This is a genomic window from Protaetiibacter sp. SSC-01 (assembly GCF_014483895.1).
In the GTDB taxonomy this organism is placed as follows: Bacteria; Actinomycetota; Actinomycetes; order Actinomycetales; family Microbacteriaceae; genus Homoserinibacter.
Map to the genome: position 1 here is coordinate 137,798 of NZ_CP059987.1, position 25,416 is coordinate 163,213.

The following is a 25,416-nucleotide window of genomic DNA, read 5'->3' on the forward strand; positions in this document are numbered from 1 at the left end:
GCGCAGGTGGCGGGAGGAACTACCCCCACCCGGCGCTGCGTTCGCCGCCCGGTCGTGCGGGTGCTCCCGCCGCTCGTGTCGTTGCTCCCGCCGATGGCACGCCGCGTGCGGGACGGCGCGGGGTAGCGTCGTCCCGTGGCGGTGAAGCGGCGGATCGGCGGGGATGCGGGGCGCGCGGCCGTGCGCGCGTGGCAGGGCGGCGCGGACGACCGGCAGACGACGGCGACGGCGGTGAGGTTCCTGCTCGAGCAGCTCGCGAGCGACCACGAGGGCAACTCGGTCGAGGTGCGCGTGCCGCCGTTCGGTGCGACCCAGGCGATCGAGGGTCCGCGGCACACGCGCGGCACCCCGCCGAACGTCGTCGAGACGGATGCCGTCACCTGGCTCGAGCTCGCCACGGGCGCGCTGACATGGGATGCCGCGGTCGCGGACGCGCGCGTCTCCGCCTCGGGTACGCGCGCCGACCTCTCCGAGGTGCTCCCCATCCGCTGGGGCGCCTGAGCGGACGCGCTCTCCCGCCGGGCGGTGGCGCCGCGCTTTACCGCTGGTTGAGTAGCCCGCGAAGCGGGCGTATCGAAACCCCACGAACGTCTGACGCCGGTCGGGTTTCGATACGCGTGCGGTCGCTTCGCGGCCGCTCGCTACTCAACCAGCGGTGATGGGTGATCCGCGCGTGCGGCGGGCAGCGGGTGCGGCGGGCGCCCAGGCCCGTGCGCGACAATGGAGGGGTGAGCGAGCCCGAGAACACCGCCGACGAGACGAGCGAGAGTGCGCCCGCCGCACCCGCGTCCGCGCCCGCCGCACCCGCACCCGCATCCGCGCCCGCCTCGGCAGAGCCCGCGCCCGCCCCCGCCCCCGCCCCCGTCGACGTCGAGCGCGCGAAGGTGCGCCGCGCCCCCAAGATCGGCGTGTTCCTCGTCGTGGGGGCCGCGCTCGGCGCGCTCGTGACGCTCATCCTCACGAGCCTGTTCCCCGCCGACCCGAACGTCGGGTTCGCCGCGACGTACGCCTACTTCCTCGTCTACGGCATCCCGCTCGGACTGCTCGTCGGCGGCGTCCTGGGCCTCGTGCTCGACCGCGTCAGCCTGCGCCGCTCGCGCGAGGTCGACGTCGAGCACCAGCGCGTCGACTGACGCTCAGACGCCCCAGACGCCCAGACGCCCCAGACGCACCGGCAGCACCCACCGCACCAGCCGCATCCGCCCCCGTCAGCTGAGCTGGTTGCGCTCGACCCACTCGAGGTACTCGGGTGTCACCGAGCCGGTGATGTACTCGCCCGTGAAGCAGCTCATCTCGAGGTCGGTGATCGACGAGCCCTCGAGGATGGCCGACTTCATGTCCTCGACCTCCTGGTAGATGAGGTAGTCGGCGCCGAGGGCCGTCGCGATCTCGGGGATCTTGCGCCCGGATGCGATGAGCTCGGCCCGCGAGGGCATGTTGATGCCGTAGACGTGCGGGTAGCGCACGGGCGGGGCGGCCGAGGTGAAGGTGACCGAGTTGGCGCCCGCCTGGCGCGCCATATCGACGATCTCCTTCGAGGTCGTGCCGCGCACGATCGAGTCGTCGACGATGAGCACGTTCTTGCCCTTGAACTCGCTCGACATGGCGTTGAGCTTCTGCTTGACGCTCTTCGTGCGCTGCTCCTGGCCCGGCATGATGAACGTGCGGCCGACGTAGCGGTTCTTGTAGAACCCCTCGCGGTACTCGATTCCGAGCTTGCGGGCCACCTGCATCGCGGCGGGGCGCGACGAGTCGGGGATCGGCATGACGACGTCGATCGCGCCCGACGGCGTGTACTTCGCGATCGTGTCGGCGAGGCGGTCGCCGAGGCGCAGACGCGCGTCGTAGACCGAGATGCCGTTCATGATCGAGTCGGGGCGCGCGAGGTAGACGTACTCGAACGAGCACGGGATGAGCCGCGGGTCCTTCGCGCACTGGCGCGCGTACAGCTCGCCCGAGCGCGTGATGAACACGGCCTCGCCGGGGGCGACATCCCGCACGACCTCGTAGCCGCCGTGCTCGAGCACGAGCGACTCGGATGCGACCACCCACTCTTCGCCCACGAGCCCGGCGCTGCGGCGGCCCAGGATGAGGGGGCGGATGCCGTAGGGGTCCCGGAAGGCGAGCAGGCCGTGTCCCGCGATGAGGGCGATCGCGGCGTAGGAGCCCTCGACGCGCTCGTGCAGAGTCTCGATCGCGTCGAACACCTGGTCGGGGTCGAGCTCGGCGCCGCGGATCTGCGCCTGCAGCTCGTTCGCGAGCACGTTGACGAGAAGCTCGGTGTCGGAGCTCGTGTTGAGGTGCCGGCGGTCGGTGTGGAAGAGCGCCTCGGTGAGCTCGCGCGTGTTCGTGAGGTTGCCGTTGTGCACGAGCACGATGCCGTAGGGCGCGTTGACGTAGAACGGCTGCGCCTCCTGCTCCTTCGATGCGTCGCCGCGCGTCGCGTAGCGCACGTGGCCGAGTCCCATGTTGCCGAGCAGGGTGCGCATGTCGCGCGTGCGGTACGCCTCGCGCACCTGCCCCTTGGCCTTGAACATGTGGATGATCGAGCCCTCGGCGGTCGCGATGCCCGTCGAGTCCTGGCCGCGATGCTGGAGGAGGGACAGGCTGTCGTAGACCTGCTGGTTGACGGGGCTCGATGAGACGATGCCGACGATGCCGCACATGCTGCGGGCTGCTCCTGTGGGTCGGGGGCGCGCACCGGATTGAGGTACGCCTCATCCTCCCACACCGATTCCGGATGCCGCCCGGGAGCGGCGTCGAGGTTGTCTCACCCCGTTCGGGGGCGATAGGGCTCTTCTGCCGGATCGGGGTACACCACCGCTGCTTGTATGGGCGGATGCCGCATACACGACGCCGGCCGACGCTGAAGTCGGTTCTCGCCCTCCTGCTCGCCTCCGTCCTCTCGCTCGGCGCCGTCACCGCGGCCCACGCGGCCCCGGGCCCTACGCTGAGCGGCCTGACCGTCTCGACGGGCGCGCTCGATCCGGGCTTCGCTCCCGGCGTGACGGAGTACACGATGGAGGTGCCGTTCGGCGTCACCTCCCTCTCCTTCACCCCCACGGTCGCCGACGCGGGATCCACGCTGAGCGTGTGGAACGGCAGCGCCACCGTCGCCCCCGCGAGCGGCACACCCGTGAACGCGACCCTGCGGCTCGGGGCGAACAGCTTCTTCATCTGGGTCGTCGACGCCTCGTCGGCGTCGACGCAGTACACGGTGAACGTCACCCGCCTCGCGCCGCCCCCGCCTGCCTACGACCCGCGCCTCACCTCGCTCACGGTCTCGGTGGGCACGCTGTCGCCTGACTTCGACCCCGCCGTGACGAGCTACCAGGTCGCTGTGGCGTACGAGGAGTCGCTCGTCACGTTCTCGGCGACCTCGACCGACACGGTGACCTACTACAACCCCGCCCGCCCCATGATCGGCGGCATGACCTTCATGCAGGTCGGCGGCAACCTGGTGCAGGTCATCGTGACGGCCGGCGACGGCACCACGACGCGCACCTACGACATCTCGGTCACGCGCGACACCGCCCCGACGGCGGATGTCGACCTGGATGCGTTCGAGCTGTCGGTCGGCGAGCTCACCCCCGAGTTCGACCCTGCGATCACCGACTACACCGCGAGCGTGCCGTTCGCCGTCCGCTCGCTGCAGCTCACCGCGTCGCCCTCCGACCCGGCCACGACGATGGAGCTCAACGGGGCGGCGCTCGCCGACGGCGAGCCGGCCACGGTCTCGGTCAACTACAACGGCGGAAGCGGGTACTCCGTCCGCGTCGTCGCGGCGAACGGGGCCGAGAAGAGCTACTACGTGCACATCACGCGCGAGCCCCCGTCGGACGACGCAGACCTCACGGCACTCAGCATCTCCGAGGGCACGCTGTCGCCCGACTTCGACAACGCCGAGACGGCCTACACGGCGACCGTGCCGTACCTCACGACCTCGGTGACCGTCACGGGTGTCGTCTCGGATGCCACGGCCATCCTGCGCGTGAACGGCGTCGACGTGGCGTCGGGCGCGGCATCCGCTCCAGTGCCGCTCGCCGTGGGCTCGAACACCATCGTGGTCTCCGCAACGGCCGAGGACGGCGTCACCGAGACCTCCCGCACGATCACCGTGACGCGCGAGGCGCCGGATCTCGACCTCGAGGAGCTCGCGGTCGACGGCTTCGACCTCACCCCCGAGTTCGACGCCTCGGTCACCTCCTACGCGGTCACCGTGCCGTACCTGACGACGTCGGTCGACGTCGCGGCTGCGGCCGTGGAGTCGGCGTGGGGTGTCACCATCGCGGGCGAGACCGGCCCGACGGCGAACGTCTCGCTGCCCGTCGGCACGACGACCGTCGTCGTGCGCGTGACCGCCCTGTACGGCGAGACGCGCGACTACACGATCGTCGTCACGCGTGAGGCCGCCGCGGCGGCCGTCGTCGACTTCGACCTCGAGTTCGAGGGCGGCGACCCGGCGGCGAACGCGCGCTTCGACGTCACCGCGCAGAACCTGCTCCCGGGCAGCACCGCGACGGTGACGATGCACTCGACGCCCATCGTGCTCGCGACCGCCCTCGTGGCGGGTGACCGCACGGTCACGATCTCGTCGCGGCTGCCCGCGTCGATCGAGCCCGGTGCCCACCGCCTCGTGTTCGAGGGCACGTCCGAGGACGGCTCGGCCGTGCAGGTGACGGCGTGGTTCACGGTGCTGCGGAACGGCACGATCGGCGCCGTCTCGCTCACGGGTCCCGTCGCCTACACCGAGGCGGCCCTCGCAGCCACGGGCGCGGAGGGAACCGGTGACGCGATGCTCGCGGCCCTGCTCCTGCTGCTCGGCGGCGCGCTGCTCGTGCGCGCCTCGACTCGTCGCCGCGCGCGCATCTGACCCGCGCGCGCGTCTGACCCCGAGGATGCCGGCGGCGGAGATCCCCGCCGTCGGCACCCGGGTACGCTGGGCGGGTGACGAGCGCCCCCGCATCCGGTTCCGCACACGGCGACGCGAGCTACGCGGCCGCCGGCGTCGACACGGCGGCGGGTGACCGCGCCGTCGAGCTCATGAAGGCCTCGGTCGCACGCACCCACGGCCCCGAGGTGCTCGGCGGGGTGGGCGGATTCGCGGGGCTCTTCGACGCATCCGCTCTCACCGGCTACCGCCGTCCGCTGCTCGCGACGAGCACTGACGGCGTCGGCACGAAGATCGCGCTCGCGCTCGCGGTCGACAAGCACGACACGATCGGCCAGGACCTCGTGGCGATGGTCGTCGACGACATCGTCGTCGTGGGCGCGAAGCCGCTCTTCATGACCGACTACATCGCCACGGGCAAGGTGCACCCCGAGCGCATCGCGACGCTCGTGGCGGGCGTCGCGCGCGCGTGCGAGGCGACGGGCACGGCCCTCGTGGGCGGCGAGACGGCCGAGCACCCGGGCCTCATGGCCGCCGACGACTACGACATCGCGGGCGCCGCCGTCGGCGTCGTCGAGGCGGATGCCGTGCTCGGCCCGGAGCGCGCGCAGCACGGCGACGTCGTGGTCGCGATCGAGAGCTCGGGGCTGCACTCGAACGGATTCTCGCTCGTGCGCCACATCCTCGACCAGCGCGGCCTCGCGTACACCGACACCTCCGACGAGCTCGGCGGGGTCGTGGGCGAGGTGCTGCTCGAGCCGACGCGCCTCTACACGGCGCCGCTGCTGCGCGTCATCGACGAGCTGCCGGGGGCCATCCACGCCCTCAGCCACGTGACGGGCGGCGGCATCGCCGCGAACCTTGCGCGCGTGCTGCCGAAGGGCGCGTGGGTCGAGCTCGACCGCTCGACGTGGAGCCCGCATCCGGTGTTCCGCACGCTCGCCTCGTGGGGCGGCCTGTCGCTCGGCGAGACCGAGTCGACGTGGAATCTCGGCGTCGGCTTCTTCGCGGTCGTGTCGGCGGATGCCGCGAGCTCGGTCGTGCGCGCGCTCGAGAACGCGGGCCTGCCGGCGTGGGTCGCCGGGCGCGTGTCGACGGCAGCCCACGACCTCTCGGGTTTCGAGCAGGGTGCGAAGGGTGTCGACGGCGGCGCCGTGCGCCTCGTCTCCGAGTTCGCGCCCTGACCTCGTCCGCGAGAGTACGTACTTTTCGGCGGGATAGCCCCGCGCGCACGGAAAAGTGCGTACTTTCGCGGATGCGGGCCGCAGGCGCGCGGGGAGGCGGGCGCTTGAGCGCCAGAGATCAGCCGATCAGGCGGTCTTGATGTCGTCCTCGTCGAGGTCGTCGTCCTCGTCGTCGCCGTAGGCGTACTCGGGCCACTTCTCGAGGTCCTCCTCGAGACGGGGGTTGCCGGCGAGCTCGCGCTGGAGCGAGTCGTAGTTGGTGTCCGGGCTGAAGTACTTCAGCTCCCGAGCGACCTTGGTGTGCTTTGCCTTCTGACGGCCGCGCCCCATGCGTGACCCCCTCGTTTCAGAGCTGAGATGAATGACGGAAAAACTCCGGGGAGTCTACCACGCGCGCCCCGTTCCGCCCGGGCTGGGCGCCGGATGCATCAGCCGTCGGCTGCGCGCCGCGCGGCCTTCTTCTTCCGGGCCTCCGCGACCTTCGCCGCGGCGGCCTTCGCGGCGGCCGTCGCCTTCGCGTTGACCCTCTTGGCGCCCTCGAACTCGGTGCCGAGCATCGCGAGTCCGCCGAGCGCCACGAGCGCGCCGGGGCCGGGCAGCGGCATGAGCACGACCCCGAGGGCGACGGTCGCCCCGCCCGTCACGCCGACGGCCGTGCGGTAGGCCTTGTCGGCCCGCGGGTTGCGGCGGATGCCCTCCCGCGCACCCCTCGCGGCCTTGCCCGCGGCGCGCTTGCCGCTCGCGAGGGCCGAGCCGACCATCCGTCCCGCGGCGGCGGCCGGGGATGCGGGGGCGCCCTCGAGGTCGTCGGGTTCGGGCGTCATGGACATGCCGAAAGGGTAGGGCGGGAGGCTGAAGATCGCCTGCCCTTTCACGCGCGATGCCGGGTAACGTGAGGCGGGTGACCGAGCGCCCGACCGACACCTCCGTCGTGATCGTGGGCGCCGGCCAGGCGGGCCTCTCGGTGGCCTACTACCTGCGCAAGCTCGGCCTCGACGCGGGCAACGACTTCGTCGTGCTCGACCGCGGCCCGGGGCCGGGTGGCGCGTGGCAGTTCCGCTGGGAGGCGCTGCGGCTCGGCTCGACGCACCGCGTCAACGACCTGCCCGGCATGGACGAGCTCGGGCTGAGCTTCGACACGGCCGACCGCGCCCTGCCGGCGCGCGAGGTGATCGCCGACTACTACCGCCGCTACGAGCAGCACTACGACTTCAAGATCGTGCGGCCTGCCGACGTCACGCGCGTCAGGGCGACGTTCGACGGCTTCGAGGTGACGTTCGACGACGAGTACGGCGACCAGACCTTCTCGACCCAGGTGGTCGTCAACGCGACGGGCACGTGGGGGGCGCCGTTCGTGCCGTGGTATCCGGGCATGAACGGGTTCCGCGGTCGTCACGTGCACACGGTCGACTACCGCGACGCCGAGGACTTCCGCGGTCAGGACGTCGTGGTCGTGGGCGGCGGCACGAGCGCGATCGGGTTCCTCATGGAGCTCGAGGGCGTCGCGGGTTCGCTCACGTGGGCCACGCGCCGGCCCATCGAGTTCCTCGAGGAGCAGGAGCTCAACATCGAGGGCGGCACGCGTGCCGTGACGCTCCAGGATGCGGCGGCGCGCGAGGGACGCGCCCTCCCGTCGATCGTCTCGACGACGGGCGTGCCGCGTACGCGCCGCATCCAGTCGGCGATCGAGCGCGGTCTGCTGAACCCGAGGCCCATGTTCGAGCGGTTGGAGGCGGATGGTGTGCGCTGGGCCGACGGAAGCTCCCAGCGGGCCGACGCGATCATCTGGGCGACGGGCTTCCGCCCCGAGCTGCGGCACCTCGCGCCCCTCAAGCTGCGCGAGCAGGCGGGCGGTGTGACGGTCGCCGGGGGCGCCGCCTACCGCAACGCGAACGTGTTCTTCGCGGGGTACGGTCCGACGGCATCCACGATCGGAGCCAACCGCGCGGGCCGCACGATCGCGCGGCAGGTCGTGTCGGCGCTCAGCTCGCTCGGCTACTGAGCGACGCCCGGGCAGGCCCTGCCGCATCGGGCTTCTTGCGCGTCGAAACGCGCGTTTGCTATACGAATTGACAGACATGACGTCCATCTCGGCGTAGAGGGGCGGACATGCGTCCTCCCCTCGGAAGGGAGGAGTACCTCATGACCATCACGGCCCCCGCCGCCCCCGCCGCCCGGGCCACCACATCCGAACCGCTGCGCATCGGCATGATCGCCCCGCCGTGGTTCGAGCTCCCGCCCCGTGGCTACGGCGGAACGGAGGCGGTCGTCGCCGCCCTCGTCGACCAGCTCGTCGCACGGGGCCACCACGTGACCCTCGTCGCGAGCGGACCCGCCCGCACGCGCGCGCAGCGTCACCTCGCGGTCTACGACGAACCGCCGTCGCACCTGCTCGGGCTCAGCCCCGTGCCCGAGGTCGTGCTCGCCGCGGAGGCATCGCGCCTGCTCGAGGAGCACGAGCTCGACATCGTGCACGACAACTCGCTGGCCGGGCCGCTGCTCGCGCGCTCGCGCAGCATCCCGACGGTCGCGACCATGCACGGGCCCGTCACCGGCGACAACGGCGACTACTTCCGCCGCCTCGGCTCCGCCGTCGAGCTCGTCGCGATCTCGCAGGCGCAGCAGCGGCTCGCGCCCGATCTCAACTGGGCGGGCACCGTGCACAACGCGATCGACGTCGCGTCGTTCACCTTCAACGACCGCAAGGACGACGAGCTGCTCTGGATCGGCCGCTTCAGCCCCGACAAGGGGGCTCACCTCGCGATCGACGCGGCCCGCGCGGCCGGCCGCCGCATCGTGCTCGCGGGCAAGCTCAACGAGCGCGCCGAGCACGAGTACTTCGACGAGGCGGTGCGTCCGCGCCTCGGGGCCGACGCCGAGTACCTCGGAGAGGCGGATGCCGCGCTCAAGCGCGAGCTGTTCGCACGCGCCGCGGCGCTCGTCTTCCCGATCCAGTGGGAGGAGCCGTTCGGCATGGTCATGGCCGAGGCGATGGCGAGCGGCACGCCCGTGGTCGCGACCCGTCGGGGCAGCGTGCCCGAGGTGGTCGCGCACGGCGTGACCGGGTGGATCGTCGACGAGGCCGACGAGCTGCCGGATGCCATCGGGCGCGCCCTCGAGCTCGACCCCGCCGCGTGCCGCGAGCGCGCCGAGCGCTGCTTCGACCTGCCGGTCATGGCGGAGGGCTACGAGCGTGTCTACCGCTCGCTCGTGGAGGGCGGCTCGGCCGTCGCCCGCAGCGAGACGGAGCTCGCGGCCTGACGCCCGCGGCCCGCGCGACGCCCTAGCGCAGGGCGTGGAGCACGGCGATCGCCGCCGCCGCGCTCCACGCCTGCGGCCGGCACGCGGCCGGGTAGGGCAGCGGAGCCGGAACCTCGGATGCTGCGTCGCCCGAGTACAGCTCCGGCATCCGGAACTCGAACGCGGCCGCCGCGCGCAGCAGGCCCTCTGCGAGCTCGGCGGCGTGGTCGCGGAGGCCGTCGGCCGCGAGGCCCGCGATCGCGATCGCGGTGTCGTGCGTCCACACCGAGCCGCCGTGATACCCGAGCGGCCAGTAGCCCGCCGCGCTCGTCGCCATCGTGCGCAGGCCGAACCCGCTCGAGAGCTCGGGCGAGACGAGCCGCTCGGCCACGAGCATCCGCTCGCGCTCGTCGAGCAGGCCCGTGCCGAGCAGGTGGCCGATGTTGCTCGTGAGCGAGTCGACGGGTCGCTTGGCGCCGTCGAGCGCGACGGCGGGGTAGGGGCCGTGCTCGTCCTCGACCCAGAAGGATGCGCGGAACCGCTCCGCGAGCCCGGCCGCCCACGCACGCCACGGCTCGCCGTCGCCCCCGAGCTCGTCGAGCAGCTCGGCCCCGCCCACGGCGGCCGCGTAGGCGTAGGCCTGCACCTCGCACAGCGCGAGCGCGCCCTCGGCGAGGCGTCCGTCGCGCCACTGCACGGAGTCGGAGCTGTCCTTCCAGCCCTGGTTCGAGAGACCGTGGCCCGTGGTGTCGAAGTACTCGAGCAGGCCGTCGCGGTCGGGGTCGCCCGAGTCGCGCATCCAGCCGAGCGCCGCCTCGAGCGCGGACCGGAACGGCGCGACCTCCTCGAGCGTCGCCCCCGCCCGTCGCACGTCGACGAGCAGCCGGATCCACAGCGCCGTCGCGTCGACCGTGCCGTAGTAGGTCGGCGGCAGCGCGACGCCCTCGCCCGGGATCGTGTAGCTGCCGCGCCGCAGCTCGTGCAGGATCTTGCCGGGCTGCTCGGCGCTCGGGAGGTCGTCGCGGCCGCCCTGCCGGTTGGCGAGCACGCGCAGGGTGTCGAGCGGCAGCCGCGTGCCGAGCGGCAGCAGGAAGCGCGCCGCCCAGATCGCGTCGCGCCCGAAGAGCGTGAAGAACCACGGCGCCCCCGCGGCGAGGAACTCGTGGCGGTCGCCCGCCGTGAGTCGCAGCGCGTCGAGGTCGTCGAGCGCGCGGCGCACCCAGCGCGCGAGGCGGTCGTCGACGCCCGTCAGCTCGGGCGTCTCCCACGGGGCATCCGCGGATGCCGCCCCCACGACGGCCGCGCGGTCGCTCGCCCGCAGCTCGCACGCGACACTCGCGGTGCCGCGCGCGGGGACGACGACGCGCCAGATGAGGCGGATGCCCTCGTCGGTGCGCGTGACGATCGCGCCGGGCGCCGTCACCTCCACCTGCACGTGCTCGTCGCCCCAGCGCGCGCCGGTCTCGGTCACGTCGACGAGCACCGCGAGCGGCACCGCGGTCCCCGCCTTCACTACCTGGAGGTCGGTGAGGTCGGCGTCGAGCTCGAGCACGACGTCGACGTCGAGGTCGCGGTCGAGGCGCGTCGCGAGCGCGAACTCGTGCCGCACCCCGTCGGCACGCACGACGCGCGTGAGCGTGCCGCGCACATCGGGGTCGGCTCCCGCCGCGTCGAGCGTGCGGTGCGCGGTCGTGAAGCGCACCTTCGAGGCGGAGTCGACGAGCGTGCCGACGTGCTCGCCGGGGATGCCGGCCACCGTGAGCCGCAGCCCCCGCACGACCCGCACATCCGACACCGCGATGCCGTCGATCGGCGCGCCGCCCATCGAGCCGTCGGGCCGCGACCACGCCTGGGCGGGAGCGCGCAACGCCACGACGGCGTCGTGGAGGAAGGGCTGGAAGGGCACTCCGGTCGCGGGGTGCGGGCTCATCGGGCGTCGTCTCCTGCGCTCGTCGAACGGCTCGGATGCCTCGGGCTCGTGAGGGCGGGGGAAAAACGTTAATAGGGGCTCGCGCCGCGATCAAACCGGCGCCGACGCGGCGTCAACGCCGCGGGGGCTTCGCTGCGCGCTGCGGCGCCCGCACGGGCGGGCGGATGGGCTCGCCGCGGCGATCCTGACCGGGGAGCGGCCGCGAGCGTCGTCCGTAGACGAGGTCGGACGAGTCGAGCAGCCACGGCACGAGGGCGACCACGACGCCGTGCACGAGCAGCAGCTTGTGCCGGATGCGGCGTGCCTTGTGGTTGTGCAGCGCGTTTTCCCACCAGTGGCCCACGATGTACTCGGGCAGGTAGACGGTCACGACCTCGGGCCCGTGCTCCTCGCGGTGGCGCTTGATGTAGGAGATGAGCGGCATCGAGATGTCGCGGTACGGCGACGCGATGATGCGCAGGGGGACTCGGATGTCGAACTCCGCCCACCGCCGCTCGAGCTCCTCGCTCGCCTCGTCGTCGATCGACGCGTGCACGGCCTCGATCGACGCGTGCCGCGCCGCGATCGCGTAGTCGAGGGCCTTGAGCACGGGCTTCGACATCCGTCCGACGAGCACGATCGCGTGGTCGCCGGATGCGCCGAAGACGGTCGTCGCGTCGGCGGCGATCTCGCGGTCGACATCCCGGTAGTAGCGGTTGACGCCGATCATGAGCGTGATGAGCACGAGCATCACGACGAACACGATCCACGCACCGTGCGTGAACTTGGTGACCGTCACGATGACGAGCACGGATGCCGTCATGAGTGCACCGAGGGCGTTGATCGCGAGACCGCGCCACACCGGGCCGGCAGCCTCCGAGCGCTCGCGCAGCACGCGCATCCAGTGCCGCACCATGCCGATCTGGCCGAGCGTGAACGAGATGAACACGCCGATGATGTACAGCTGGATGAGCACGGTGACGTTCGCCTGCGCCCCGACGAGCAGCACGATCGCGACGGCCGCGAGCGCGATGACGCCGTTGGAGTAGATGAGGCGGTCGCCGCGTGTCGCGAGGGCTTTCGGCGCGTAGCCGTCCTTCGCAAGCACCGAGCCGAGCAGCGGGAAGCCGTTGAAGGCCGTGTTGGCGGCGAGCAGCAGCACGGCCGCCGTCGCGGCCTGCACGACGAAGAACAGCACGCTGTTGTCGCCGAACGTCGCGGATGCGACCTGGGCGATGAGGCTGCGCTGCGGGTCGGTCGCGCATTCCTCCCATCCGATGAGGTCGCAGGGGTTCTCGGAGTACTGCACGCCCGTGAACAGCGCGACGGCCGTGAGCCCGGAGAACAGCACGATCGCGATCGCGCCCATCGCCACGAGCGTCCGCTGCGCGTTGCGGATCTTGGGGCGCCGGAAGGCGGGCACGCCGTTCGAGATCGCCTCGACACCCGTGAGAGCGGCGCATCCGCTCGCGAACGAGCGCAGCAGGAGCAGCACGAACGCCGCCTGCGTGAGCTCGTGCGCGCGCACCTCGTAGCCGGCGCTCTCGGCGATGGGGGCGTCGCCGAGGAGCATCCGCACGATCGCCGTGACGACCATGACGGCGATCGAGACGACGAAGAGGTAGGTCGGCACGGCGAAGGCCTTCGAGGCCTCGCGCACGCCGCGCAGGTTGATCGCCGCGAGCAGCACGACGAATCCCACGGCGAGCTCCACGCGCCACGGGTTGAGCGACGGGATCGCCGAGATGATGTTGTCGACGCCCGAGGCGACCGAGACGGCGACCGTGAGGATGTAGTCCACGAGCAGCGCGGCGGCCACGACGACCCCGGCGCGCTCGCCGAGGTTGCGCGAGGCCACCTCGTAGTCGCCGCCGCCCGACGGGTAGGCCCTGATGAGCTGCCGGTACGACGCGACGACCACGACGAGCAGGAGCACGACGCACGCCGCGACCCAGGGGCCGAGCAGCACGAGGCTCGAGCCCCCGAGCAGCAGGATCATGAGCAGTTCCTGCGGGGCGTACGCCACGGAGGAGAGCGGGTCGCTCGCGAAGATCGGGAGCGCGAGGTGCTTGGGCAGCAGCTGCCCGTCGAGCTTCTCGGTGGGGAGCGGGTCGCCGATGAGCCAGTTCTTGGCGGACCTCGGCGGTTCGGGTGGGGCGGTCTCGCCCTCAGGGGTCACGGCGGGCAACTCTACGCTTCCCGCGGCGCGCGTCAATGGGGGGTTCGTGAGCCCTCGTCATCAGGGTTCTCACCGGGGAAAAGGCTGCTCCAGGTCTCCTGCGCGAGCGCGGCAGCGGCCTCCGCGTCGCCCGCCTCGATGAGGTCGATGAGCTCGGCGTGACGTGCGAGCGAGCCCCAGCCCTCGGGTGAGTCGAAGCGCAGGCGCACGGCACGCTCGATGAGCGGCGCGAACTGGTCGAGCACGGTCTCGAGGATGCGGTTGCCGGCGACGCGCACGGGCACGCCGTGCAGTCGCTCGTCGGCGGCGAGGGCGGCATCCGTGTCGTGCGCCGCGATGGCGGCCTCGAAGGCGTCGTTCGCGGCGCGCATCTCGGCGATGTCGTCGGATGCGAGAAGCGGCACCGCGGTGCGCACGGCGAGCGCGTGCATCGACGCCACGACGTCGCGCGCCTCGCGCACGCGCTCGAGGTCGAGCGTGCTGACGACCGTCGAGCGACCGGGCCGCGCGATGACGAGGCCGCTGCGCGCGAGCTGCAGGAGCGCCTCGCGCACAGGCGTGCGGCTGCACCCGAGCCACTCGGCGAGTTCGCCGTCGCGCAGCTGCTCGCCGGGCGCGAAGGTGCCGTCGATGATCGCAGCGCGGAGGGTGCCGAGAACGTCGTCGCGCAGCAGGGTGCGGTCGACGCGGGCTCGGTCGCTCGGGATCGGCATCGGCTTATCTTGCGCACACTCTGCCGCGGTGCGCCACGCGTCTTGACGGGATTGCGGACTGAATGCAATATATCGCACATCGCGCGCGTTACAGCGGGCGACACCCCGACGACGAGACCTGGAGCCGGGGGCCTGACGAAAGGAACGAAGCCATGAGCACCACCCCCCAGACGATCGTCCTCGTGCACGGAGCCTTCGCCGAGTCCGCGAGCTGGAACGGGGTCATCCCGCGCCTGCAGCAGGCGGGCCACCGCGTGATCGCCGTCGCCAACCCGCTGCGCGGCCTCGCATCCGACGCCGCGTACGTGCGCAGCCTCCTCGAGAGCATCGACGGCGACGTCGTCGTGGCTGGGCACTCCTACGGCGGGAGCGTCGCATCCGAGGCCACCGCCGGCCTGCCGAACGTCTCCGCCCTCGTGTTCGTCGCGAGCTTCCTGCTCGAGCCCGGCGAGAGCACGGGCGAGCTCGCCGGCCGGTTCCCGGGCAACCTGCTCGGCACCGCCCTCGCGCCCGTGCCGTACCGCACGGGCGAGACCTCGGGCGACGACCTCTACATCGTCGACGAGAAGTTCAACGAGATCTTCGCGGGCGACGTCGACGGCGAGACCGCGGCCCTCATGGCCGCGACGCAGCGTCCGATCGCGGCTCAGGCCCTCGCCGACACCGCGACGCAGGCCGCCTGGACGGACACCCCCTCGTGGAGCGTCATCGCGACGCAGGACCTCGCGGTGCCGCTCGAGGCGTCGCGCTTCATGGCCGAGCGTGCGGGTGCGACCGCGGTCGAGATCGACGCCTCGCACGCGATCACGGTCTCGCAGCCCGAGGCCGTCGCCGAGGTCATCCTCGAGGCCGCCCGCAGCACCGTGCGCAGCGCCGTCCGGTGAGCCGGATGCCGTCGTCGCCCGCCGCATCCCTCCGGCGGGCGACGACGACGGATGCGCGGGGCCGCGCGCTCCTATGATCGTGCGGTGATGAGTGCACGCCGCAGACGACGCTGGCCGTGGATCGCGGCCGCGATCGTCGTCGTGCTGCTCGTGCCCGCGGCGATCCTCGGGCTCCCGATCCTGCTGCATCAGGACGGCGGATCCTCCAACCAGGAGACCCCCGTCGACGAGTGGCCCACGACGGTGACGGCGCGGGGCGACGACGGCCGCACGCGCGAGCTCACGGTGCTCTCGCCCGAGCCGGGCGGCACGGTCGACACCTCGGCGCTCGCGGTCGGCGACCGCATCGTCGTGAGCGGCACGGGCTACGACGCGGGCCAGGGCATCTACGTGGCCGTGTGCGTCATCCCGGAGCCCGGACAGCGTCCGGGGCCGTGCCTCGGCGGCGTGCCCGACCAGGAGACCGACGGATCGGCCGAGAGCTCGGGCGAGATCCAGTGGGCCCCGAGCAACTGGATCAACGACGACTGGGCGTGGAAGCTGTTCGGCGCGCGCCCGTTCGACGACGTCGCGACGGGCACCTTCACGGCCTACCTCGAGATCGTGGACCCCGTCGGCGAGAACTACGACTGCACGACGCAGCGCTGCGCGATCTTCACGCGCAACGACCACACGGCGCTCGGCGACCGCGTGCAGGACCTCTACATCCCGGTGGGGTTCGCGGGCTGATTCCGGCTCAGCTGGTCGAGGAGCGCCGCGAAGCGACGCGTCTCGAGACCACCGTCAGCAGCAGCCCCAGCACGAACAGCGCCAGTCCCAGCGGGAGCACTCCCGCATCGGCACCCGTCGCCGCGAGCGCGGGCTGCGCCGTCACGGTGATGGCGATCTCGGCGACCTGCACCCCGTCGCGCAGCAGCACGACCGTGTGGGCACCCGCCGGCGTGGAGGCGGGGATGCGGAAGGTCTGCGAGACCGTGCCGGCGGCATCCGAGGTGGCGGTGCCGAGCACGACGGGGGTGGAGTGCAGCTCGACCGTGTACTCCTCGTCGAGCAGCAGGCCCCAGGCCTGCACGGTGACCGTGTCGCCGGCCTGCACGCTCGTGACGCTCGCGGCCACGGTCGGCTTCGCGATCTTGCCGGTCGGCGCCGAGGCGATGACGTAGTCGTGGTGGTCGACGGCGTGTGCGGTGGCGGCGACGTAGACCACCTCGCCCACGAGGTCGTCGGTCATGGCGAGCGTCGCCTGGTCGGCCCCGGCGATCGGCGTGCCGTCTTCGAGGAACCACTGGTACGTGAACGAGTCGGGCACGGGCGACCAGGCGCTCGTGTCGACGGATGCGGTGAGCACCCCGCCGAGGGCGTTGCGTCCGGTGACCACCGGCGCCGCCCCGGGTGTCTGGTCGGCGAGCGCGACGGTGGCCGTGTAGGCGGATCCGAGCGTCACGTAGTCCTGGTAGTCGTCGCGCTCGAGGAGGGCGGTGGCGTAGAGCGGCTGCCCGAGGAGCGCGCTCGTCGGGGCGAACGTCGCTCCCGTGCCGACGATCATGCCGTCGGTGGTCCGCCACTGGATGGTGACGGAGGTCGGGGCCGGCGTCACGCCCGAGGCGTCGTAGCCGGCGCTGAAGCTCGTGCCGAGACGACCGGCGCCGGAGACCGTGGGCACCGCGGTGACGTTCGCGAAGGAGCCGAGGTGGGCGGTCTGCGAGAAGCTCGTCGACCACGTGGCGTCGAGGTAGCCGGCCAGGTGGGCGGTGACGACGGCGTAGAAGACGGAACCGGCGGAGACGTCGGCCGAGGTGATCTGGTATCCGCCGACGACGGCGCCGGATCCGCTTCCGACGAGCGCGTTGTCGGCGACGCGCCGCCACTCCCAGTCGTAGCCCGTGGGCGTGGCGCCCCACCCGGTTCCGGAGACAGTCAGCATTCCGCCCGCGACCGCCTCACCCGGCGCCGCCAACGTCGGCTGGGTGAACTGGCGTGCCGAGACGTGCGACCAGTTGCTGGTGAGGGTCGCGATCTGACCGTCATGAGGCCCCCCGCTGACCATGACCCGCTGCACGCCGTAGAGGTCGGTGCCGATGTCGTCGATCGTCGTGGTGTACCACTGGTCGTTGCTGAGCACCGCGCCATCGCTGACTCGGATCCACTGGGTGGATTTGAAGGTGAGGCCTGACGCACCCGGCAGCAGCGCGAGCATCGACGTGAAGCTGGACGATATCTGCACCTGGGTGCCCCAGGTGACGTTGGTGGGCATCGTCCAGGTGCCGGAGGGCACGTAGTCGGCCGCCTGGGCCGGCGCCGCCCCGAGGGCGACACCCCCGAGGGCGAGCGCGACGGCGGCGACGGATGCGGACAGGCGGCGGAGGGCGCGGGGCATGGAGGTGCTTTCGGGTAGCACGAACGGGGTACCCCCACGCTAGGCGCCGGGGGACGGCCCGCGCGCCCCCCGTGAGGGGGCGATCACCGCGCGCGCAACGCCGCCGTCACCTCGCGACGCACCTCGTCGAGCCGGCGGACGAGCAGCTCCGGCCCGTCGGTGCCGAGCGTTCCGGCGGCGAACTGCGTGCGCAATTCGGAGCGGAGGTCGGCGCGGAAGCTCGCGAGCGCGGCCTCGGCCTCGTGCATCGCGGCACGGGATGCGGCGCGGGCGTCGCGATCCTGCGCCGCCTCGGGGATCGCCTCGGCGCTGCGGATGCCGTGGCTCGTGTCGGTGCGCGCCTCCCGAGCCGCGGAGGCCAGGTCGGCCTTGAGCGAGCGCATCGCGTCGTTCACCGAGCTGCGCACCTCGTCGGCGAGCCGGCGCACCGAGTCGGTGACGTCCGTTTCGATCTCCGCGAGCTCGTCCTGACGCGACGCGAGTTCGGCGCGGCCGGCATCCGTGATCGCGTAGACCGTGCGGCGGCCGTCGGACTCCTTCGTGACGAGCCCCTCCTCCTGCAGCTTCGCGAGCCGCGGGTAGATGGTGCCGGCGCTCGGCACGTAGGTGCCGCCGAAGCGGTCGCCGAGCGACTGGATGAGCTCGTAGCCGTGCTGCGGGCGCTCGTCGAGCAGGCTCAGCAGGTAGAGGCGCAGGTGGCCGTGGGCGAAGACGGGCGGCGTCATGCGCGCACCGCGTGCAGGATGCTCACGTCGCCGCCGACCGTGTTGATGCGCACGTCGGCCCAGCGGCCGTCGAGCTCGCCGTGGCGGGCGGTGTAGCGGCCCTTGACGACGCTGATGCTCTGCGCGTCGAGCTGCAGCTTGCCGCCGACGGTCTGCACCGTGTAGCTCGCGGGCGTCTCGGGCTCGAAGCGGGCGGTGACCGCTCCTGAGACGGTGTTGACGTGCACGGTGTCGGGCACCCCCGCCGCGTCGAGCATGACCTCGCTCGAGACGCCGTCGACGTCGAAGCGGCTGATGGTGCCGGATGCGATGACGTCGCCCGAGACCGTGTTGACGCCGACCGCGCCCGTGTGGTCGCGCACCGTGACCTCGCCGCTCACCGAGTTGGCGGTGAGCTTGCCGGTGAGGCCGTCGGCGACGAGGTCGCCCGAGACCGTGTTGAGCGACGCATCCGTCTCGAGCCCCGCCACGAGCGCCTCGGCCGAGACGACGCCGAGGGTGAGGCCGATGTCGCGCGGCACGAGCACGCTCACCTCGGCCTTGATGGACGAGCCGAAGTTCTTGAAGGCGTCGATCCAGTTGTCCCAGCGCAGCTGCGGGTGGTCGATCTCGAGGCGGTCGCCGTCGAGCTTCACGAGCAGGTCGCGGCCGGTCACGCTGTGCACCTCGACGCGCACGCCCGGCTCGTCGTGACCGACGATGTCGACGTGCCCGCCGACGAGGCCCACCTTCAGTCGGCGGATGTTCTCCAGGTCGATCACCTTCGGGCCGTCGACGAGCCACTTCTCCTGAGCCATCGCGACTCCTCCTCACTCGAATCGAGATATATCGCGTCTCTCGAGAACTCACGATATATCGCGTCTCTCCACTTCGCAACACGATTCTCGGTTCGGCCCTTGCAGTTGACGCAGCGTCAACGTCTAACGTCGCTGCCAAGGGAAGGAGGACGACGTGGAACGCACGATCCAGGAAGTCGCCCGGCTCACGGGCGTCACGAGCCGCACGCTGCGGCACTACGACGACGTCGGGCTCGTGCGACCGAGCAGCGTCGGCGCCGGCGGCATCCGCCGCTACGACGCGGATGCGCTCGTGCGCCTGCAGCGCGTACTGCTGCTGCGCGAGCTCGGGCTCGGCCTCCCCGCGATCGCCCGCGTGCTCGAGGGGCAGACGGATGACGCCCACGCGCTGCTCGCACACCGCGAGTGGCTGCGTCAGGAGCAGGACCGCCTCGCCCGCCAGCTGGCGAGCGTCGAGGCGACCATCGAGGCACTGGAGGGAGGTGAGGAACCGATGGCAGAGAACATGTTCGACGGCTTCGACCACACGCAGTACAAGGACGAGGTCGAGCAGCGCTGGGGCAGGGACGCGTACGCGAAGTCCGACGCCTGGTGGCGCGGCATGAGCGACGCCGAGCGCGGCGACTGGCAGGCGCGGAGCGCGCAGCTCGGAGCCGACTGGATCGCCGCGGCCGAGTCCGGCATCGCGCCGGAGTCCGACGAGGCGCAGGAGCTCGCCCGCCGCCATGTCGAGTGGCTGGCCGGCATCCCGGGCACCCCGGGCGCCGACAGGGAGTACGTCGTGGGACTCGGCGAGCTGTACGTCGCCGACCCGCGCTTCGGCGCGAACTACGGCGGCGAGCAGGGCGCGGCGTTCGTGCGCGACGCGCTGCGCGTCTACGCGGATGCCCACCTGTAGAAGGCGACCCGCCCAGGGAGAGTGCGCCCGCGCATCCGTCTTCACCCGGATGCGCGGGCGTCGCTCACTGCGGCTGTCGCGCCTCGCGTCCGTTGCGGACGACGGCGACGACGGTCGCGACGGCACCCCAGAGGGCGAGCGCGGCGAGCGCGAGCAGGAGGAGCATCATGCGATCACCTCCCCTGCGGGTGCGGCGTCCGCCACGGGACGGGGGCGGGGTGCCTCGGGCACGTGGAAGAACGGGAGCGTCAGGCCGACGAGGGGGCCGATGAGGAGGGCGAAGGCCACGGTGCCGATGCCGACCTGGCCGCCGAGCAGCCACCCGACGGCGAGCACGGTGACCTCGATGCCCGTGCGCACGGCCCAGATGGGCCAACCCCAGCGGGCGTGGATGCCGGTCATGAGCCCGTCGCGCGGGCCGGGGCCGAAGCGCGCACCGACGTAGAGGCCCGTCGCGATCGCGAGCATCACGAGACCGCCCGCGAAGACGAGGCCCTGCATCCACCACTCGTGCTGCTGCGGGATGACGGCGAGTCCGATGTCGGCCGCCGGGCCGATGAGCAGGATGTTGAGCACCGTGCCGATGCCGGGCTTCTGGCGGATGGGGATCCACAGCAGCAGCACGACGGCGCCGACCGCGACGACGACGATGCCGAACCCGATGCCGGTCTGCGCCACGATGCCCTGCGTGAGCACGTCCCACGGGCCCACGCCGATGCCCGCGCGCACCATGGCGGCGATCGCCACGCCGTAGAGGAAGAGGCCGACGAGCAGCTGCGCGATGCGGCGGGTCCAGAGCAGGGTGGCGGTCACGGTGAACATCTCATCCGGCAATTGGCCCTTGAACAAGAAGCCAATCTGGCTACACTGGCCGCATGAACACGCTGTCGGCCCGCGCATTGGCCTTGCTCATGGTGGATTGGCGCCGCTCCGGCGGGCCGGCCTACCAGGCGCTCGCCGACCGCATCCGGCTCCTCGTGCTCGACGGCCGCATCCCGCTCGGCACCCGCCTGCCCGCCGAACGCGAGCTCGCGACCCACCTCGGCCTCAGCCGCACGACCGTGTCGGCCGCCTACGCCGAGCTGCGCGACACCGGCTACCTCGAGAGCGTGCGCGGCTCGGGCAGCACCGCGCGCCTGCCGCAGGACGCGTCGATCGACCTCGACCTGCTCGCGGATGCGCCCCTCGACTTCTCGAAGGCGTCGCTGCCCGCGCTCCCCGCCGTCGCGGAGGCCGCGACCGCCGCTGCCGCGCGACTCCCGAGCTTCCTGAGCGACAGCGGCTTCGACCCCTTCGGTCTGCTCGTGCTGCGCCGCGCCATCGCCGACCGCTACACCGAGCGCGGCGTGCCCACCGACCCCGAGCAGCTCATGATCACGGTCGGCGCGCAGTCGGCCATCCACCTCGTCGCGCGCACCCTGCTCGGCCGCGGCGACCGCGCGATCGTCGAGTCGCCCGGCTACCCGCACGCCTTCGACGCCCTCAAGGCCGCCGGCGCGCGGCTCGTGCCGGTCGCCGTCACGACCGACGAGGGCTGGGACGAGCTCGGCCTCGAGCAGGCCTTCCAGCGCACGAGCCCCACGCTCGCCTACCTCATGCCCGAGTTCCAGAACCCCACGGGCCGCACGATGGATGCCGCGACGCGCGCCAAGGTGCTCGAGCTCGCGGCGCGCGAGGGCACGACGCTCGTCATCGACGAGACGATGACGGGGCTCGGCCTCGACGGTCAGCCGCGCCCCGCTCCCTTCCCCGTCGCGCCGAACGTCGTCGTCATCGGCTCGGTCGGCAAGTCGATCTGGGGCGGCCTCCGCCTCGGCTGGATCCGCGCCGAGCGCGACCTCATCCAGCGTCTCGCGCGCGTGCGCTTCGCGAGCGACCTCGGCACGCCCGTGCTCGACCAGCTCGTCGTCGCCGAGCTCGTGCCCGACTACGAGCAGATCCTCGCCGGACGCCGCGCCTACCTGCGCCAGGGTCGCGACCACCTCGCGAAGCGCATCCGTCAGCAACTGCCGGAGTGGCGGATGCCGCACGTCGAGGGCGGGATCGTCGCGTGGGTCAACATCGGCGCGCCCGTGAGCTCGCAGCTCGCGCTCGCCGCCCGCACCGAGGGCCTCGTGATCGGCGCCGGCCCCCGCTTCGGGCTCGACGGCGTCTTCGAGCGCTTCCTGCGCATCCCGTTCGGCATGCCTGCCGACCAGCTCGACCGCGGTGTCGACGCGCTCGCGGCGGCGTGGAACTCGGTCACGCGCCGCGGTCTGCGCCTCGACGACGCCAACCTCGCCCACGTCGTCTGACGCTGACCGGTCGGTTTCTGGCCTCAAACCCCGGGAATGAGGCCAGAAACCGACCAGTCAGCGGAGGGTGACCCCCAGCGGATTGGAAGTTAAGGGCCCCTCGCGGCTGAAATACTGAGCGCGGGCACGGTGCCGTGCCGCCTACCCGAGCCGCGATCGCGGCATCCGCAGCACCACTGCATCCAGCACCCCGGGGGAACCGTGTCTCTGCTCTCCGTGTTCAGCCTGCGCAACCGCGCACTGATCGCCCTGCTCACGATCGTCGTCGCGATCTTCGGGGGCTACGCGCTCACCGCGCTCAAGATGGAGCTGTTCCCCTCGCTCACGCTGCCCAACGTCACGGTCGTCACGACCTACCCGGGCGCGAGCCCCGACGTCGTCGAGGAGTCGGTGTCGACCCCCATCGAGACGGCGCTGCAGGGCATCGAGGGCCTCGAGGAGACCTCCGCCACGTCGTCGTCGGGCGTCTCCACGGTGCAGGCCTCGTTCACCTACGGCACGGACCTCACGCGCGCCGAGCAGAAGGTCGAGCTCGCGATCGGCCGCATCTCGTCGCAGCTTCCCGACGCGGTCGACCCCACGGTCGTCACCTTCTCGCTGAGCGACTTCCCCATCGTGCAGCTCGCCGTCACGAGCGACCTCGAGCCGGCCGAGCTCGCCGGCCGCCTCGCCGACATCGCCGTACCCGAGCTCGAGCAGGTCGCCGGCGTGAGCTCCGCGTCCGTCTACGGCGCCACCGGCCAGCGCATCACGATCACGCCGGATGCCGCCCTCCTCGCGGGGAACGGCCTCAGCACCCAGGCCATCCGCGACGCCCTCAAGGCGAACGGCGCCCTGCTCGCCGCGGGCCAGATCGACGAGGACGGCAAGACCCTCACGGTGCAGGCGGGCACGCGCATCGAGTCGACCGACGAGCTCGGCGCCCTGCCGCTCGTCGGCTCCGGCCTCACGATCGCCGACGTCGCATCCGTCGAGATCACCGAGAACCCGGTCACGGGCATCTCGCGCGTCAACGGCGAGCCTTCCCTCACCGTCGCGATCACCAAGACCCCCGCCGGCAACACGGTCGACGTGTCGCACGGCGTGCAGGAGAAGCTCGCCGAGCTCGAGGAGGCCCTCGGCGGCAACACGACGTTCTCGGTCGTGTTCGACCAGGCGCCCTTCGTCGAGCACTCGATCGAGTCGCTCGCGACCGAGGGCCTGCTCGGCCTCGCCTTCGCCGTCGTCGTGATCTTCCTCTTCCTCTTCTCGGTGCGCTCGACGCTCGTCGCGGCGATCTCGATCCCCGTCTCGGTGCTCATCACGTTCGTCGCGATGCTCGCCACGGGCTACTCGCTCAACGTGCTGACCCTCGGCGCCATCACGATCGCGATCGGCCGCGTCGTCGACGACTCGATCGTCGTCATCGAGAACATCAAGCGGCACCTCGGCCTCGGTGCCGCGAAGAAGGATGCGGTGCTCGTCGGCGTGCGCGAGGTCGCGTCCGCGATCACCGCCTCGACCGTCACGACGGCCGCGGTGTTCCTGCCGATCGCGCTCGTCGGCGGCCTCACGGGCGAGCTGTTCCGCCCGTTCGCGCTCACGGTGACGATCGCGCTCGCGTCGTCGCTGCTCGTCGCGCTCACGATCGTGCCGGTGCTCGCCTACTGGTTCCTCAAGGCCAAGCCGCACCACGCGCACAACGCGGCCGAGGCGGAGGCGCCCGCGCACGACGACCTCGACGCGGAGCTCGCGAGGCCGGACCGCCTGCAGAAGGCGTACCTCCCCGTCATCCGGTGGACCGTCGCGCATCCCGTCGTCACGCTCATCTCGGCCGTCGTCGTGCTCGGCATCACGCTCGCGCTCGTGCCGATCGTGCCCACGAACTTCGTCGGCAACTCGGGCCAGAACACGCTCTCGGCGCGCCAGACGCTGCCCGCCGGCACGAGCCTCGACGCACGCGACGAGGCCGCGGCCCAGTTGGAGGAGAAGCTCGGGGAGGTCGACGGCATCGAGACCGTGCAGGCCACGATCGGCTCGAGCGGCGGCCTCAGCATCGCCCTCGGCTCGCTCTTCGGCGGCGCCGAGGCCAACACCTTCTCGATCACGACCGAGGAGGGCGCCGACCAGGAGCGCATCCGCGCCGACGTGCAGGACGTCATCGACGGCATGGGCGACGACGCCGGCGAGATCACCATCTCCTCCGGCAGCACCGGCTTCTCGAGCGACATCGCGATCGAGATCACCGCGCCCGACGCCGAGACGCTCCGGGAGGCGACGGATGACGTGGTCGCCGCGATGCGCGACCTCGACGTCGCCCAGCAGGTCGAGTCGAACCTCTCCGCCACGCAGCCCTACATCGCGATCGACGTCGACCGCGAGAAGGCGGCGGCGCTCGGCCTCACCGAGGTCGCTGTCGGCGGCATCGTCGCCGAGGCGATGCTGCCCGTGCCGGTCGGCTCGGTCGAGTTCGACGGCGACAACCTCTCGATCTACATCGCCAACACCGCGAAGCCCACGACCGTTCAGGAGCTGCGCGACTTCGTGCTCTTCGCGACGCCGCTCGGCCCCGTGACCGTCGGCGACGTCGCGACGGTCGAGCAGGTCGACGGGCCCGCGTCCATCTCGACGCAGCGTGGCATCCGCACGGCGAGCGTCTCGGTGACGCCCGCGACCGCCGACGTCGGGTCCGCCTCGGCCGCGGTGCTCGCCGAGCTCGAGTCGCTCGAGCTGCCGGGTGGCGTCAGCGCCACGATCGGCGGCGTCACGAGCGACCAGGAGGAGGCGTTCACGCAGCTCGGCATCGCGCTGCTCGCCGCGATCCTCATCGTCTACACGGTCATGGTGGCGACGTTCCGCAGCCTCCGGCAGCCGCTGCTCCTGCTCGTCTCGGTTCCGTTCGCGGCGACCGGTGCGATCCTGCTGCAGCTCGCATCCGGCATCCCGCTCGGCGTCGCGTCGCTCATCGGCCTGCTCATGCTCATCGGCATCGTCGTCACCAACGCGATCGTGCTCATCGACCTCGTGAACCAGTACCGTGACCGCGGGCTCGCCGTGAACGACGCGCTCGTGCACGGTGCCAGCCGGCGTCTGCGCCCGATCCTCATGACGGCCCTCGCGACGATCTTCGCGCTCCTGCCGCTCGGCCTCGGCCTCACCGGCCAGGGCGGCTTCATCTCGCAGCCGCTCGCGATCGTCGTCATCGGCGGGCTCATCTCGTCGACCGTGTTGACGCTCGTGGTGCTCCCCTCGCTCTATTCGCTCGTCGAGGGCGCGAAGGAGCGTCGCGAGGCGAAGCGCGCGACGAAGGATGCGGAGGCCGCGGCGCCCGTGCCGGTGGGCTGAG

General features: G+C 72.0%; 21 protein-coding genes. 11 read left to right on the forward strand and 10 right to left on the reverse strand.

Features of this window, described 5'->3' with window-relative positions; genetic code table 11:
- The first annotated feature begins 135 nt into the window (after positions 1-135).
- Together H4J02_RS00685 and H4J02_RS00690 are read left to right on the forward strand one after the other, a co-directional pair.
- Positions 136-501 (forward strand): sterol carrier family protein, encoded by a 366-nt coding sequence (locus tag H4J02_RS00685; RefSeq protein WP_187675234.1) that lies wholly within the window; start codon positions 136-138, stop codon positions 499-501.
- A gap of 227 nt (positions 502-728) precedes the next feature.
- Positions 729-1,133 (forward strand): hypothetical protein, encoded by a 405-nt coding sequence (locus H4J02_RS00690; RefSeq protein WP_187675235.1) that lies wholly within the window; start codon positions 729-731, stop codon positions 1,131-1,133.
- Positions 1,134-1,208: 75 nt separating this feature from the next.
- On the opposite strand, the gene purF is transcribed toward H4J02_RS00690, so the two are convergent.
- The gene (gene purF, locus H4J02_RS00695; protein ID WP_187675236.1) at positions 1,209-2,666 is read right to left on the reverse strand and encodes an amidophosphoribosyltransferase; all 1,458 of its coding nucleotides are present in this window, start codon (positions 2,664-2,666) and stop codon (positions 1,209-1,211) included.
- A gap of 173 nt (positions 2,667-2,839) precedes the next feature.
- On the opposite strand from purF, the gene H4J02_RS00700 reads away from it, so the two are divergent.
- Together H4J02_RS00700 and purM are read left to right on the forward strand one after the other, a co-directional pair.
- Complete coding sequence (locus tag H4J02_RS00700) at positions 2,840-4,873, forward strand: cadherin-like beta sandwich domain-containing protein (protein WP_187675237.1); 2,034 nt, start codon at positions 2,840-2,842, stop codon at positions 4,871-4,873.
- Positions 4,874-4,947: 74 nt separating this feature from the next.
- Positions 4,948-6,075: a phosphoribosylformylglycinamidine cyclo-ligase gene (gene purM / locus H4J02_RS00705; protein WP_187675238.1), complete on the forward strand. Its 1,128-nt coding sequence runs from the start codon at positions 4,948-4,950 to the stop codon at positions 6,073-6,075.
- A gap of 126 nt (positions 6,076-6,201) precedes the next feature.
- Here the strand turns inward: purM and H4J02_RS00710 are convergent, their stop codons facing one another.
- A complete protein-coding gene (locus H4J02_RS00710; protein WP_187675239.1) occupies positions 6,202-6,405 on the reverse strand; it encodes a DUF3073 domain-containing protein in 204 nt (67 codons plus the stop codon).
- Between the two features lie 98 nt (positions 6,406-6,503).
- On the reverse strand, positions 6,504-6,905 hold the full coding sequence (locus tag H4J02_RS00715; RefSeq protein ID WP_262406156.1) for a PGPGW domain-containing protein: 402 nt from the start codon (positions 6,903-6,905) through the stop codon (positions 6,504-6,506).
- 71 nt (positions 6,906-6,976) lie between these two features.
- On the opposite strand from H4J02_RS00715, the gene H4J02_RS00720 reads away from it, so the two are divergent.
- The gene (locus tag H4J02_RS00720) at positions 6,977-8,077 is read left to right on the forward strand and encodes an FAD-dependent oxidoreductase (RefSeq protein WP_222942196.1); all 1,101 of its coding nucleotides are present in this window, start codon (positions 6,977-6,979) and stop codon (positions 8,075-8,077) included.
- A 140-nt stretch (positions 8,078-8,217) separates the two neighbouring features.
- Positions 8,218-9,336 (forward strand): glycosyltransferase family 4 protein, encoded by a 1,119-nt coding sequence (locus H4J02_RS00725; protein WP_187675241.1) that lies wholly within the window; start codon positions 8,218-8,220, stop codon positions 9,334-9,336.
- A gap of 22 nt (positions 9,337-9,358) precedes the next feature.
- On the opposite strand, the gene H4J02_RS00730 is transcribed toward H4J02_RS00725, so the two are convergent.
- The 3 genes from H4J02_RS00730 to H4J02_RS00740 all read right to left on the reverse strand — a co-directional run bounded on the left by H4J02_RS00730 (position 9,359) and on the right by H4J02_RS00740 (position 14,116).
- Positions 9,359-11,245: an amylo-alpha-1,6-glucosidase gene (locus H4J02_RS00730; protein ID WP_187675242.1), complete on the reverse strand. Its 1,887-nt coding sequence runs from the start codon at positions 11,243-11,245 to the stop codon at positions 9,359-9,361.
- Between the two features lie 112 nt (positions 11,246-11,357).
- Positions 11,358-13,403 (reverse strand): APC family permease, encoded by a 2,046-nt coding sequence (locus tag H4J02_RS00735; RefSeq protein WP_187675243.1) that lies wholly within the window; start codon positions 13,401-13,403, stop codon positions 11,358-11,360.
- A 32-nt stretch (positions 13,404-13,435) separates the two neighbouring features.
- Complete coding sequence (locus tag H4J02_RS00740; RefSeq protein ID WP_187675244.1) at positions 13,436-14,116, reverse strand: GntR family transcriptional regulator; 681 nt, start codon at positions 14,114-14,116, stop codon at positions 13,436-13,438.
- A gap of 152 nt (positions 14,117-14,268) precedes the next feature.
- Between H4J02_RS00740 and H4J02_RS00745 the strand changes: the two genes are divergently transcribed.
- Together H4J02_RS00745 and H4J02_RS00750 are read left to right on the forward strand one after the other, a co-directional pair.
- Positions 14,269-15,000 carry an alpha/beta fold hydrolase gene (locus H4J02_RS00745; protein ID WP_187675245.1) on the forward strand — a complete coding sequence of 244 codons (732 nt, stop codon included), beginning with the start codon at positions 14,269-14,271 and terminating at the stop codon, positions 14,998-15,000.
- 87 nt (positions 15,001-15,087) lie between these two features.
- A complete protein-coding gene (locus H4J02_RS00750) occupies positions 15,088-15,729 on the forward strand; it encodes a hypothetical protein (protein ID WP_187676364.1) in 642 nt (213 codons plus the stop codon).
- A 7-nt stretch (positions 15,730-15,736) separates the two neighbouring features.
- Here H4J02_RS00750 and H4J02_RS00755 read toward each other — a convergent pair whose 3' ends face one another.
- The 3 genes from H4J02_RS00755 to H4J02_RS00765 all read right to left on the reverse strand — a co-directional run bounded on the left by H4J02_RS00755 (position 15,737) and on the right by H4J02_RS00765 (position 18,899).
- Entirely contained in the window at positions 15,737-17,377 is a 1,641-nt protein-coding gene (locus H4J02_RS00755) for a hypothetical protein (RefSeq protein WP_187675246.1), read from the reverse strand.
- A gap of 83 nt (positions 17,378-17,460) precedes the next feature.
- Positions 17,461-18,102, reverse strand: a complete 642-nt coding sequence (locus H4J02_RS00760; protein WP_187675247.1) for a PadR family transcriptional regulator — start codon at positions 18,100-18,102, stop codon at positions 17,461-17,463.
- Positions 18,099-18,899, reverse strand: a complete 801-nt coding sequence (locus tag H4J02_RS00765) for a DUF4097 family beta strand repeat-containing protein (protein WP_187675248.1) — start codon at positions 18,897-18,899, stop codon at positions 18,099-18,101. Before H4J02_RS00765 ends, H4J02_RS00760 begins: the two co-directional genes overlap by 4 nt.
- 154 nt (positions 18,900-19,053) lie before the next feature.
- On the opposite strand from H4J02_RS00765, the gene H4J02_RS00770 reads away from it, so the two are divergent.
- On the forward strand, positions 19,054-19,797 hold the full coding sequence (locus H4J02_RS00770; RefSeq protein ID WP_187675249.1) for a TipAS antibiotic-recognition domain-containing protein: 744 nt from the start codon (positions 19,054-19,056) through the stop codon (positions 19,795-19,797).
- Between the two features lie 165 nt (positions 19,798-19,962).
- On the opposite strand, the gene H4J02_RS00775 is transcribed toward H4J02_RS00770, so the two are convergent.
- Positions 19,963-20,610, reverse strand: coding sequence for a YitT family protein (locus H4J02_RS00775; protein ID WP_262406157.1), 648 nt, complete (start codon positions 20,608-20,610; stop codon positions 19,963-19,965).
- A gap of 62 nt (positions 20,611-20,672) precedes the next feature.
- Between H4J02_RS00775 and H4J02_RS00780 the strand changes: the two genes are divergently transcribed.
- Positions 20,673-22,091 (forward strand): PLP-dependent aminotransferase family protein, encoded by a 1,419-nt coding sequence (locus H4J02_RS00780; RefSeq protein WP_187675251.1) that lies wholly within the window; start codon positions 20,673-20,675, stop codon positions 22,089-22,091.
- Positions 22,092-22,292: 201 nt separating this feature from the next.
- On the forward strand, positions 22,293-25,415 hold the full coding sequence (locus tag H4J02_RS00785; protein ID WP_187675252.1) for an efflux RND transporter permease subunit: 3,123 nt from the start codon (positions 22,293-22,295) through the stop codon (positions 25,413-25,415).
- The last annotated feature ends 1 nt before the right edge of the window (position 25,416 follow it).